The following is a 12,850-nucleotide window of genomic DNA, read 5'->3' as shown; positions in this document are numbered from 1 at the left end:
AGTTGCCATTGGAAGCGCGGGCAACTCAGTGGATCGGCAAGCATGCGCCTTATTCATCCCATGTTTCAGCGGCATGGCGCGTGGTCGTCACAACAGAAAGCGGCTTACCCATGGCGGGCACTTATAATTAGCGTTTCGAAAGTCGTGATTTTATCTGCCGATGCGCATTCTGATCGTGAAAACTTCCTCGCTCGGCGATGTTATCCACAACTTGCCGGTGGTGAGTGACATCAAACGTTACTTTCCGGATGCCGTCATTGACTGGTGTGCCGAAGAGAGTTTTGCGGCCATACCGCGTTTGCATCCGGCGGTACAGGAAATCATTCCGGTCGCTGTCCGGCGCTGGCGCAAGCATTTGCTGCAGGCGGCAACCTGGCGGGACATGGCTGATTCTCGTCGTCGGCTACAGGCTTTGCCCTACGATGCAGTCATCGACACTCAGGGTTTGCTGAAGAGTGCACTGCTTGCTCGCCGGGCAAACGGTCCGGTGCTTGGCTACGCTGCGGATTCGGCGCGCGAGCCGGTGGCTGCACGCTTCTATGATCGGCATTTCAGGGTTTCTCGCGACTTGCATGCGGTTGTTCGCAATCGCCAACTGGTTGCTGCCGCGCTTGGCTATTCGCTGCACGGCGAACCCGACTACGGTATTGATGTCGCGCCAGCGAAATTTGACTGGCTACCGCATCGACCGTACGTCGTTTTTCTGACCGCCACCAGCCGCGACGACAAGCTGTGGCCGGAGGCATGCTGGCTGGCCTTGGGGCAACAACTCAACTCGCTCGGCTATGGCGTGGTGTTGCCCGGCGGCAGTGCCGTTGAGCGAGAGCGGGCCAGTCGTCTCGCGGCTGGTATTCCGGGGGCCATTGCTGCACCGGCGATGAATATTCCGGAGCTTGCCTCCCTGCTGGCTGGCGGACGTGCGGCGGTTGGGGTTGATACCGGGTTGACTCATCTGGCCGCCGCTCTCAAGGTCCCGACCGTCGCCCTTTATACCGCCACCGATCCAGGCTTGACCGGCGTTCTTGGTGCCGGTTTTTATCGCAACCTCGGCGGCAAAGACCAGATTCCGCCTGCGCTGGCTGTGCTAGCGGAATTGCAGTTGGCACTGGCCTGATGGCGCGTTTCTTTTATTCGCTGCTGCTATATCTGATCACGCCGCTGATCTGGCTCCGGCTGCTTTGGCGGGGCCGAAAGCAGCCGGAATACCTGCAGAACCTTGGCGAACGTTATGGCTTCTATCCACAATCAGCGCCCGACAAACTGATTTGGGTCCACGCCGTTTCCGTGGGCGAAACCCGTGCCGCCCAACCCTTGATCGAAGGCATGCTTGCCGGCTGGCCGGATCATCGTATCCTGCTGACCGGCATGACGCCGACCGGCCGGGAGGCGGGGTGTCAGGTCTATGGTGACAAGGTGATTCAGGCCTATCTTCCCTATGATTACCCGGGGGCGGTCGGTCGCTTCTTTCGCCATTTCTCCCCGGATTTCGGTGTGCTGATGGAAACCGAGATCTGGCCAAATCTGCTGGCCGGCGCCAAACACCGCAATGTTCCGATGGTCCTTGCCAATGCCCGGCTATCGGCGCGTTCCGCCCGCGGCTACGCCCGGTTTTCGGCACTGGTGCGACCGGCATTTTCTGCATTGGCCGGTGTTGCCGCGCAGAGCCCCGGCGATGCTGAGCGCTTGGCCGGCCTTGGGGCCAGCCCGGTTGACGTATGCGGCAATCTGAAATTTGATGTCACGCCATCTGCCGACAATATTGCGCTGGGCGGCGAATGGAAAAATGCCTTGGGCCACCGGCCGGTCTGGCTCGCGGCCAGTACGCGCGAAGGCGAAGAGGTGCTGCTGCTTGAGGCGTGGCGTCGCGTGAATGTCGCCGATGCTTTGCTGGTACTGGTGCCGCGCCATCCGCAGCGTTTCGACGAGGTGGCCACTTTGCTGCAAAGCGAGGGGCTGCGTTTTGTCCGTCGTAGTGTGGCCATGCCAGCTGCCGAGACGCAGGTTTGGCTGGGTGACAGCATGGGTGAGATGGTCGCGTATTATGCTTTGGCTGATCTGGCCTTTATCGGTGGCAGTCTGTTGCCGCTGGGCGGACAGAACCTGATTGAAGCGGCTGCCTGCGGTTGCCCGGTGCTGATCGGGCCGCATACGTTCAATTTCAAGCAGGCGACGGAAGATGCGATTGCCGCCGGCGCGGCTCAACGCGTCGATAGCCCGGAAATGCTGGCTGCCGCGGTCAACCGGATTTTTAGCCAAAAAACGGAATTATTGAAAATGCGTTCTGCGGCCGGAACATTTGCCCGCACCCATCAGGGCGCGACCCAACGCATATTGGCGCTTATTGAGCGGTGGACGGGTCGAGCAAGGCGTTGATCTGGGCGACATCGTCCTCGCCCAAAGAGCCGGTCGAGGCCTTCAGCCGCAGCTGTGCCATCAGCGTATCGAGCGTGGCTTTGGCCAGGTCGCGGCGGGTTACATAGACCTGATTCTCAGCGTTCAGAACGTCGATATTGATACGCACACCCACTTCATAACCGAGCTTGTTCGATTCGAGGGCTGACTGCGATGAAACCAGCGCCGCCTTCAGCGCCCTGACCTGGGCCAAGCCATTGGCCACACCCAGATAATACTGGCGAGCCGACAGGGCGGCACCACGTCGTGCGGCATCCAGACCGGATTGCGCGGCCATGCGGTTGGCTGCAGCCTCGCGTTCACGAGAAACGGTGAGTCCGCCCTGATACAGCGGGATATTTACCTGAACACCAATATTTTGGTAGTCGGTGTCATACAGACCATAGGCCGAGGCAAAGGATTTGGAGTGTCCTTGATTGGCCACCAGATCCACGGTCGGATAGTGGCCGGCACGTTGCTTGTCGACTTCGCTGGCCGCGATGTCGGCAATGGCTTGCTGGATCTGAACGCTGATGCTGTCTTTTTCAGCAGCTGCGACCCACTGGCTCATGTCGTTTGGCTGCGGAGGTGTCAATTCGGCATTCTTGCGCGTCGTGGCGAGCGGCCCCGGGGTTTTGCCGATGATCGCCTCCAGGGCATGCTGTCTGATCTCGACATCACTTTCGGCGGCTATTTCCTGCGCGACAGCGAGGTCATAGCGGGCCTGGGCTTCATGCGTATCGGTGATGGTTGCCGTGCCGACCTCGAAATTCTTCTTGGCAGATTCCAGTTGCTGGGTGATCGCAGTCTTGTTCGCCTGGACAGCCTTGAGGTTCTCAACGGCATAGATCGCGTCGAAATAAGCCTGAGACACGCGCAGGATCAGGTCCTGCCGGGCCTGAACGAAGTTCGCTTCAGCTTGTGCTACCTGCAGTTTCGACTGGCCGTAGGAGACCCAGTTTTGCCAGCGGAACAGAGGCTGGGACAATGTCAGCTGGTAGCCATTCGAGTTGTAATTCGGTTTGGCGATTGTCGGGCCATTGTGCGTACTGATTTCGTTCTTGTTCCAGATCGTATTGCCTGAGAGTGTCAGGCTGGGCAACAGGCCGGCCCGGGCTTGCGGCATTTTTTCCTGGCCGGCATCCAATGTTGCACGGGCGGCAGCAAAGGACGGGTCGTTATCCTGAGCATCGCGATAGACCTGCATCAGGTCCGCCGCGAAGAGCGGCGAAGCAAACAAGGGAGAAACGATCAGCCAGGCGATTTTTTTCATGCCATCCTCAGTAACGACGCATGCCTGGGTCGACTTCGCCGGCCCAGGCCTCGACGCCGCCCATCAGGTTATAGACGGCATCAAAGCCGTTTCGCTCGAGAAACATGGCGACCTGCATGCTGCGCCCGCCATGATGACAAATAACGACCACATCACGCGCCGCGTCAATTTCAGCGCAACGCATCGGAATCAGGTGCATGGGAATATGCTGTGAGCCTTCGATTTGGCAGATTTCCAGCTCGGCCAACTCCCGCACATCAAGCAGCACCGGATCTGGCCGGCTTTCATCCGCTAGCCATTCCGCAAGCTGTCTGGCTCTGACCTGTTGCATCAGAAGGTGAAGCTTCCCTTGACCTCGACGCCGTCGAGTGCGGGAATCACTGTTTCAAAGAGGTTGACCGTGTTGTAGATGCCGTCGGCCGTACAGGTAATCAACTGGGCTTCCATGACCGGTGCTTCGCCAACCACAACGGCCAGTTTGCCACCGACACGCAACTGCTTGAGCAAGGCATCCGGAACAGCCGGAAGTGAGCCGGAAACGACAATGGCGTCGTAAGGGCCGCGTTGCGCCCAGCCCTTGGCGCCATCGCCACGTTCAACGGTGATATTGGTAATGCCGGCGCGTTCGAAATTTTGCTTGGCCATTTCGATCAATTCCGGGCGGGTTTCGACGGTTACTACGTGGTCGGCACGGGCGGCCAACAGGGCCGCCATGTAGCCACTGCCGGTGCCGATCTCAAGAACCTTGTCGGTTTTCTTGAGGCCAAGTTCCTGCAGCATTTTGGCTTCGATCTTCGGGGCCAGCATTTGCTGACCGCCACCGAGAGGAATTTCCATGTCGGCAAAAGCCAGGTTGCGATAGGCGGGCGGCACGAAATCTTCGCGCTTGACGACGAATAGGAGGTCGAGAACCTGCGGATCCAGAACATCCCATGGACGGATCTGCTGTTCGATCATGTTGAAACGTGCTTGCTCGATGTTCATGTGTGTCTCCGCAGGCTAAATATTAGCACAGGCTAATATATTGATTCCGACAAAACAAAATTATACCTGAGTCTCATTTTCCGTCTTGCGCAAACCCTGCCGCAAAAGATCCATGTGGATACGCAAATATAGCTGCGGATCGCTCTCGCTGTTCTGGCAGCAACTCATGGAATAGCGCCAGATCAACAGCATCAGGATGGGGGCAATGATGACGTCGATGGTGGTTTCGACATCCATCGAACGAAATTCACCACTCTCCATGCCGCGCCGCAAAGCGAACCCCACCAGTCCCCGTCCCCGACTGATGACATGTTCGTAATAAAAGCGTGCCAGATCCGGAAAATTTCTAGCCTCGGCAACCATCAGTTTGGGGATGCCCGCAAAAGCGGTCTGGCCGATTTTTGACCACCAGTTGTCGAGCAGTATCTCCAGCAACGCGAAGCTGCATCCGGTATGCCGGGCCGCAATCGCCTCATTTTCGGCGATGACGGGAATGATCCCTTCCTGAATTACCGCCTTGAACAGTGCATCCTTGTTTTCAAAGTAGAGATACAGCGTGCCCTTCGAAACGCCGGCGCGGGCCGCAACATCTTCAAGGCGGGTGGCGGTAAAGCCTTTTTCGACGAACAAGCCAAGCGCTGCTTCAAGCAGTTCGGCGGGGCGGGCTTCCTTGCGGCGTTTCCGGGGGGCGAGCATGACTGGTGGCTAACTTAATGACTTGTCGGTCATTAAGTTACCATCGCCCCGGCTTTTCGGTCAACGACCTTCCTTGATCAGTCGGCCGCCGGCTGGCTGGATCGGGCGGGCGTTGTTTCTGTAGAGTCGGCTGAAGATGTTGATCTGGTCGGGGGATACCTGAACCGGCTGTTTCATGACCAGCCACAGCACTCCTTCGGAGCAAGGCGGTGTGGTCAGCGAGCCCATGTAGGTGTAGTAATTGCGCGCTGCCGGCAACAGGGTGTTGAGATCAATCGCAGTGGTCGGCGGGGCTACCGGCAGATTTTTTTCCAGCGGCAGATTGTTCCAAAGTGTCTGGATGAACGGGTTTTCGTTACCACGTTCAAGCAGCACGGCGACGACGGCCAGCTGACCGTCATCCGACTTGTGAACCAGATGGACGACCATGTCGAAACGCTGGCCGTTGACCTTTTCCTCCGACGGGCGGTGAAAATGGAATTGAACCAGCTCATAGGTCTTGCCGGTCAGCGAAATCGAGCTGTCGCCCACCTCTACCTGAACGGTATGGCCGTTGTCGATAATGCGGAACGTCGACGGACGGTAGTTGAACTTGATCGGCTCCAGATCGACCTTGATACCGTCTTTGATGTCGATCGGTGATTGTCGCTGTCCAATGGCACAGGACTTGTTGTTCGGATTGAGATTCGACCAGTTGTCGGGCCCGCCGGGGCCTTCGTAATCCCAGTGAATATGCGAGTGCTGTACGGCAGGCTCGGTCTGGGCCAGTTCCAGCATGTAGCCCTCCGACTTCGGTTCTTTCGCTGCCTTCCTTGCCTTGCGTAGCGGCGCATGGCTGGTGGTGTGCACAATGACAGTCGATGGCTTGGCCGGTGCAATTTCGCGGGGCGCGGGGGGCGCCGGCGGCGGCGCGGATACTTTTGGTTCTTTGGTGGCTTCGGCAGCAGCCTTGAGGTTGGGTCGAATTGAAGGGATGGCCGCGTGCTCGGTCTCTTTCTCTTCCTTGGCTGATGCTCCGCCATGACCGGTATCGGCGACCTTGATGCTTTGTGGCTTTTCGGCCTTGGCCAGTTCCTTTTTCAGTAGTGCATCATTGGCCGCCTTGAGTTCCCCGGCCGCATCATTGGCCTTTTTGGCCAGTTCCAGCGGCGTCTCTCTGGGCGGACGGCACACTTCGCGCAAAACCTTATCGTCCAGCGTGCCGGTACGGACGGGGAGTTCAATGCCCTTGGGCTCCTCTTCGCGAACGATATCCTTGTCATTTTTCTTGAGCGTCCGCTTGATCGTATTGGCGCTGCGTGTTGCGCAGTCGTAACGAGTCGTCGCCTCGATGACGCGGTAGGGCGCTCCGGAGCGGCCGTCGATCAGTTCCTTGTCGAGGACGACTCGTCCCAGAGCCTGAACGATGCTGCCTTCCCGCTTCAAATTGGTGCGGTCAATTTCAATGCGCTTGCCGGGTTCTGAAGAAATGGTTTGCCAGGTCGGCGCGGCCGAGGCTGCCCACGGCAGTGCGGCGAGCAGGCCGACGATCATCAAATGGCGCATCTTGGTTCCCCCGTTTTCTCTTTGGATTCTTCAGCTTGTCGACGATATGTCGGCCAAAATCTGAAAACCTTGAGTGAATTTTGTCATTCCTTGCATTTTGCCTGTATTTCCAGTAACTTGCAGCCTCTCGTTAGGGGTGTCGGCCATGTCGGGCGACTGAGAAATACCCTTCGAACCTGACCGGGTCATGCCGTCGTAGGGAAACGAATTCTGCTCTTGGAACCAGATCGCTCCCTGCCCGTCTTACTCGTTGCAATTACGCACGGAGCCACCATGAACGCCAAAGAACAATTCCTCGCCGCCAACGCCCACGTCGACGAGGCCGCAGTCCAGCCGCTGCCCAATTCCCGCAAGGTTTACATCGAAGGCTCCCGCCCCGATATCCGCGTCCCGATGCGCGAAATTTCGCAGGACGACACGCCGACCGCTTTTGGTGGCGAAAAGAATCCGCCGATCTACGTTTATGACTGCTCCGGCCCGTATTCCGATCCGGCCGTCAAGATCGACATCCGCTCCGGCCTGCCGGCCTTGCGCGCTGGCTGGATCGCTGAGCGAGGCGATGTTGAAGAGCTCCCCGGTCTAACTTCCGAATTCGGCCGCATTCGCGCCGAAGACAAAGCGCTCGACGAGCTGCGTTTCCCCGGCCTGCACCGCAAGCCGCTGCGCGCCAAAGCCGGCAAGAACGTTTCGCAGATGCACTACGCCCGCCAGGGCATCATCACCCCGGAGATGGAATACGTCGCCATCCGCGAAAACAACAACCGTCTGGCCTACATGGAATCGCTGCGGTCAACCGGCAAAATGGGCGAAAAAATGGCAGCCCTGCTCGGTCGCCAACACCCGGGCCAAAGCTTCGGCGCCAGCATCCCGGAAGAAATCACCCCGGAATTCGTGCGCAGCGAAATCGCCCGCGGCCGCGCCATTATCCCCAACAACATCAACCACCCGGAAAGCGAGCCGATGATTATCGGCCGCAACTTCCTGACCAAAATCAACGCCAACATCGGCAACTCGGCGCTCGGCTCCAGCATTCAGGAAGAAGTCGAGAAGATGACCTGGTCGATCCGCTGGGGCGGCGACACCGTGATGGACCTGTCCACCGGCAAGAACATCCACGAAACGCGCGAATGGATCATCCGCAACAGCCCGGTTGCCATCGGCACCGTGCCGATCTATCAGGCATTGGAAAAGGTCAACGGCAAGGCCGAAGACCTGACCTGGGAAATCTTCCGCGACACGCTGATCGAACAGGCCGAACAAGGCGTCGACTACTTCACCATCCACGCCGGCGTTTTGCTGCGTTACGTGCCGCTCACCGCCAACCGCATGACCGGCATCGTCTCCCGCGGCGGCTCGATCATGGCCAAATGGTGTCTGGCCCATCACAAAGAAAGCTTCCTCTACACCCACTTCGAGGACATCTGCGAAATCATGAAGGCCTACGACGTCGCCTTCAGCCTTGGCGATGGCCTGCGTCCCGGCTCCATCTACGACGCCAACGACGAAGCCCAACTCGGCGAACTCAAGACCCTCGGCGAACTGACCCAGATCGCCTGGAAGCACGATGTTCAAGTCATGATCGAAGGCCCCGGCCATGTGCCCATGCACATGATCAAGGAGAACATGGACCTGCAACTGGAACATTGCGACGAAGCCCCGTTCTACACCCTCGGCCCTTTGACCACCGACATCGCGCCGGGTTACGACCACATCACCAGCGGCATCGGCGCCGCGATGATCGGCTGGTTCGGCACCGCCATGCTTTGCTACGTCACGCCGAAGGAACACCTTGGCCTGCCGGACAAGGATGATGTCAAGGTCGGCATCATCACCTACAAGCTCGCCGCCCACGCCGCCGACCTCGCCAAGGGTCACCCCGGCGCGCAGATCCGCGACAACGCCCTATCCAAGGCCCGCTTCGAATTCCGTTGGGACGACCAATTCAACCTCGGCCTCGACCCGGACAAGGCGCGTGAATTCCATGACGAAACCCTGCCCAAGGAATCCGCCAAGGTCGCCCACTTCTGCTCGATGTGCGGCCCGCACTTCTGCTCGATGAAGATCACGCAGGACGTACGCGAATACGCAGCGGCTCAGGGTATCGCCGAAGCCGAGGCGCTGGAGAAGGGCATGGAAGTGAAGTCCATCGAGTTCATCAAGGCCGGCGCTGAGGTGTATAGCAAGGTCTGATACGGTCAACCGGGGAAAATGCTCGAAAATTGAAGGCGGCCAAAGGCCGCCTTTTCATTGCTGGGTAGAGCGCAGCAGGTTTCTCGCAATCGTGTAGCAATGCAAGCTGGTCGGCATGAATTCGATTTCCAGATTGCCGTCCCTGCCGGTGCCGGCAGCCGTCAACGTCGTTACCAAGGGCATTCTCGACAGAGGATAACGTTCCGCCAAAGCGCGAATGCCGCGTAACTCGCTCCAGTCGCCGTAGGCACGGTCGCTCCATTTGATTTCAACGAGAAAGCGGGGCGACTGCGTACGACTATCCAACGAAACCAGATCGACCTCCAGATCGCTGCGCCCCTGTTTCCAGCGTGCGTAGTGCAGCGACTCGATGATTCCTGTGCTGTGCAGCCACTGGCTCCATACCGCCGTTTCAGCCAGTGCGCCGATGGCAGGGTCGTTGGCGTCGATGTAACCGAACAAGGCGGCACGGATGGATGGATTGGTCAGGTAAATCTTGAAAGTTCGTGTCCTCTGCAGGCGACGGGCGTTATCGTCCAGTCGATGAACGCGGCGAATCAGAAAGGCAGCTTCCAGATATTCAAGATAGTCCAACAGCTTCTGCTTGCCGATTCCCGTGTGCTTCGACAAGGCCTCGGGGCTGACTTCATCACCGGTGTTGTAGGCCAATACATTGAAAAAACGGTTAAGTTCCTGTGTGTCGGCGATGCCGTACAGGCTGGGCAAATCCTTGAGCAATACTTTCTCGACAATATCCTGGCGCAAAAAGCGCGTCGGATTTTCGCGCACAATCGGATTCATTACCGCTTCGGGGAAACCACCGTAATTCAGGTAATCAACAAAGGCAGCGTTGAGCCGGTCAATTGCCGGGGTGAAATAAACGGGGAGCGGACTACCTGGCTTCTCGTCTTCCCCGATCAGACCGGCGGTTAGGTCAGCAAAGTCGAGATATTCGGCAAATGTCAGCGGCGGCAGCACGAAGTCGCTGAAGCGCCCTGCGCCAGATTCCCGGCTCTTCATGCGCAGCGCAGCAGCAGCAGAGCCGCTGGCCACAAAACGAATATGCCGGAAGCTGTCGACTAGCGATTTCAGGTGAACTTCCCAGTCCTTGACGTATTGGATCTCATCGAAAAATACCCACAGTTGCCGATCGAGTGGATGGCGATGCAATTCGGTAAAGATTCTAACCATGCTTTCCAGCGAACGGCCCGAGTAGAGTGGCGTGTCGAGCGACAATTGCAAAATATGAGTGCCTGGCACACCTTCGTCGAGCAGGGACTGGATGGTTTGCGCCAGCATGACTGTCTTGCCGACCCGGCGCGGACCAATCAGGACAATCGCTCGATGCACACCCAGCTCACCAACCAGTTTCCGAAACGGCTGAAAGTAGGCCCGGCGCGGCCAGTTACGCCGCTCCAGGTCGATCCCGTTGCCGGCGATCCACCACGGGTTTTCGAAGGAGAGGCGCTTTTGAACCTCGGGAAGTGGTATCTCGAAAGCTTTCATGTAGGCCGTGACGCTTATTTTGTCAAATTAAGCGCATTATTTAAGGCTTATTTAAACAAGTCAATATTTATTCAATGAAATCATTGATTTGTGTTGGTGTGTTTGGAGTCGAACGAGCACGTGAATGATTTTCCGGAGGCGCATTCAGGGCTTGATACGGTCAACCGGAAAAAACAGGCAAAAATGAAAAAGGCGGCTGAGTCAGCCGCCTTTTCCTTTGGTTTGCATTTCAAACCTTGAAATAGGCTACCTGTTCGCGCAGTTGGGCGGCCATATGTTGCAACTGTAGTGCGTTATCCGCATTGCTGTGAATCGTCGCATTGGTTTCCTCGGTCATCTGGGCAACCTGTTCGACACTTTGTGCGATGTCGTTGGCGGCAACGGCCTGCTCCCGGGTTGCATCGGCGACTTCGACGGCGCGACGGCGGGATTCGGCGGCTTCATGGGTGATGCTTTCCAGCATCCCGGATACTTCAGTGACGCGATCCAGTCCGCGTTGGACTTTTGGCCCAACTGCGCGCATATCCTCGACGGTTACTCGCGTTTCATCCTGAATCTGCTTGATCTCGGCTGTGATTTCATGGGTGGCCTTGGCGGTCCGTTCGGCCAGTTTTCTGACTTCATCGGCGACGACTGCAAAGCCTCGACCCATTTCGCCGGCACGGGCGGCTTCGATGGCTGCATTCAGCGCGAGCAAGTTGGTCTGGTCGGCAATGTCCCTAATGACATTGGCGATGCCGCCAACTTCTTGCGTGCGCGTCATCAGGTTGCTCACTTGGGTAGAGGATGACTGTACTGCTGCAGCCATTGACTCCATTTCAGTGACTGCGTTGTGAATTGACTGCACGCTTTGCTGGGTCAGGGAGGAGGTGCGTTCGGAGCTTTCTTCGGTGTCCTTGGCCAGTGTCGATACCTCATTGATACTCACCGTCACTTCTTCCAGTGCTGAGGCTGAGGCCGCCGTGGACTGTGCCTGCCGGTCGGTCGCGATGCTGATCTCGTCGGCGGTTGTTGATAGATTCTGAGAGGCAAGGCTGATCTTGTCCGCGGCCTGCCTGACCCCGCCAATCACGGTGCTCAGTTTTCCTGCCATTTGATGCATGGCATTCATGACCTTGCCGACTTCATCCTGACGCGTACTGCCAATGCTCACGGTAAGGTCGCCATCGGCAATTTTGCGCGAACTTGCCACCAGTTTGTCTAGCGGTGCGATCACGATGCGGTTCAGGTAAAAAGTCAAAACGCCGAGCAACACGATGGTCAGCAGAAAGGTGGCACCCATCATGATGTTGCGTGCATGTTCGGCGAGGCTGAAGATTTCATCGGCATAGCTGCCGGAAACGATGATCCAGTTCCAGTCCTTGTAATCATTGTAGGCAACGATCTTGTCTCTGGGCCTGGTCTCGCCGGCTTCCTTGTTCAGCCACGGATAGCGCATGATGCCATTGCGCTTTTCGATGATTTCCTTGACAAAGGCGCGCCCGTCGCTATCCGTTGCATCCCCGACATTTTTGCCTTCCTGCGTCGGGTGGATGAGCAACAAACCGGCAGTTGGGCCTGGTTTCGCGTCCAGTACATATGAATAGCCGCTGCTCCCGAGTTTCACGCTCTTGATGGTCTGCTTCATGAATTCGAGAGCGTTCATGATGTCCATGCCGACAAAATGCAGACCAATGACCTCACCTTTGGCATCCTTGATGGGTGAGTATTTGGTCATGTAGTGGCGACCAAACAGCGTGGCCTTGCCAATGAACGGTTTGCCTTCCAGCAGGCTGGCGTAGGGTGGATGTTGCTTGCCCAGTAATGTGCCTGTAGCGCGGCTGCCATCCTCTTTCTTGACTGACGTAGAAATGCGTACGAAGTCGTCTGCCTTTCGGGCAAAGATGGTCGCGACGTTGCCGTTGCTGGATTGACTAAAGGTGTCTACATAGCTCGTGTTGCCGTTCAGTGCTACGCCATTCAGTTTGAGAACTGGATTTTCACCGGTTTCGAGGGTGTAATTGCCAGCCAGCGTGGTCGTGAATGAGTGCGACCAGCTTTCGGCTTGTTGACGGAGGATGGCATCCGTCTGCGCAATCATCTTCAGCAGCAGTTCATTCGTGTTTTTCAGCTTGGCTGTTTCGTCACGCTCGTTTACCCCGCGAATTTCAGCGTGCAAAAATAGCGCAAATCCGCCTAGCGAGATGAAAACTGCCAGTGCAACGATGATGGCAATCCGAAAGCGTATTGACTGACGGTCAAACATATTTCCCCCCAGGAAACGGC

General features: G+C 57.4%; 10 protein-coding genes and 1 riboswitch. Of the genes, 3 read left to right on the top strand and 7 right to left on the bottom strand.

Annotated elements, in window-relative coordinates; genetic code table 11:
* Positions 1 to 160 precede the first annotated feature (160 nt).
* Both waaC and waaA read left to right on the top strand, forming a co-directional pair.
* Entirely contained in the window at positions 161 to 1,114 is a 954-nt protein-coding gene (gene waaC / locus IPJ12_08360; GenBank protein MBK7647155.1) for a lipopolysaccharide heptosyltransferase I, read from the top strand.
* Positions 1,114 to 2,373: a lipid IV(A) 3-deoxy-D-manno-octulosonic acid transferase gene (waaA, locus tag IPJ12_08355; protein MBK7647154.1), complete on the top strand. Its 1,260-nt coding sequence runs from the start codon at positions 1,114 to 1,116 to the stop codon at positions 2,371 to 2,373. Before waaC ends, waaA begins: the two co-directional genes overlap by 1 nt.
* Here waaA and IPJ12_08350 read toward each other — a convergent pair.
* Genes IPJ12_08350 through IPJ12_08330 form a run of 5 tightly spaced genes read right to left on the bottom strand, consistent with a single transcriptional unit; the run spans position 2,339 to position 6,889 of the window.
* A complete protein-coding gene (locus IPJ12_08350) occupies positions 2,339 to 3,664 on the bottom strand; it encodes a TolC family outer membrane protein (protein ID MBK7647153.1) in 1,326 nt (441 codons plus the stop codon). The genes waaA and IPJ12_08350 overlap by 35 nt on opposite strands.
* Positions 3,665 to 3,671: 7 nt before the next feature.
* Positions 3,672 to 3,995, bottom strand: a complete 324-nt coding sequence (locus tag IPJ12_08345) for a sulfurtransferase (GenBank protein ID MBK7647152.1) — start codon at positions 3,993 to 3,995, stop codon at positions 3,672 to 3,674.
* Positions 3,995 to 4,648: a protein-L-isoaspartate O-methyltransferase gene (locus IPJ12_08340; GenBank protein MBK7647151.1), complete on the bottom strand. Its 654-nt coding sequence runs from the start codon at positions 4,646 to 4,648 to the stop codon at positions 3,995 to 3,997. Before IPJ12_08340 ends, IPJ12_08345 begins: the two co-directional genes overlap by 1 nt.
* A 60-nt stretch (positions 4,649 to 4,708) precedes the next feature.
* A complete protein-coding gene (locus IPJ12_08335; GenBank protein MBK7647150.1) occupies positions 4,709 to 5,344 on the bottom strand; it encodes a TetR/AcrR family transcriptional regulator in 636 nt (211 codons plus the stop codon).
* A 60-nt stretch (positions 5,345 to 5,404) separates the two neighbouring features.
* The gene (locus IPJ12_08330) at positions 5,405 to 6,889 is read right to left on the bottom strand and encodes a carbonic anhydrase family protein (GenBank protein ID MBK7647149.1); all 1,485 of its coding nucleotides are present in this window, start codon (positions 6,887 to 6,889) and stop codon (positions 5,405 to 5,407) included.
* 122 nt (positions 6,890 to 7,011) lie between these two features.
* A riboswitch (TPP riboswitch) is annotated at positions 7,012 to 7,108 on the top strand.
* A 54-nt stretch (positions 7,109 to 7,162) separates the two neighbouring features.
* Here IPJ12_08330 and thiC point away from each other — a divergent pair.
* The gene (gene thiC / locus IPJ12_08325; protein MBK7647148.1) at positions 7,163 to 9,079 is read left to right on the top strand and encodes a phosphomethylpyrimidine synthase ThiC; all 1,917 of its coding nucleotides are present in this window, start codon (positions 7,163 to 7,165) and stop codon (positions 9,077 to 9,079) included.
* Between the two features lie 54 nt (positions 9,080 to 9,133).
* On the opposite strand, the gene IPJ12_08320 is transcribed toward thiC, so the two are convergent.
* Together IPJ12_08320 and IPJ12_08315 are read right to left on the bottom strand one after the other, a co-directional pair.
* Positions 9,134 to 10,585: an ATP-binding protein gene (locus IPJ12_08320; protein MBK7647147.1), complete on the bottom strand. Its 1,452-nt coding sequence runs from the start codon at positions 10,583 to 10,585 to the stop codon at positions 9,134 to 9,136.
* Between the two features lie 229 nt (positions 10,586 to 10,814).
* Positions 10,815 to 12,830 carry a methyl-accepting chemotaxis protein gene (locus IPJ12_08315; protein MBK7647146.1) on the bottom strand — a complete coding sequence of 672 codons (2,016 nt, stop codon included), beginning with the start codon at positions 12,828 to 12,830 and terminating at the stop codon, positions 10,815 to 10,817.
* Positions 12,831 to 12,850: the final 20 nt, after the last annotated feature.

Source organism: Betaproteobacteria bacterium, assembly GCA_016709965.1.
GTDB lineage: Bacteria > Pseudomonadota > Gammaproteobacteria > Burkholderiales > Rhodocyclaceae > Azonexus > Azonexus amarohabitans.
Note: the sequence above shows the minus strand (reverse complement) of the source record. Positions and strands in the feature narration are given on the sequence as shown.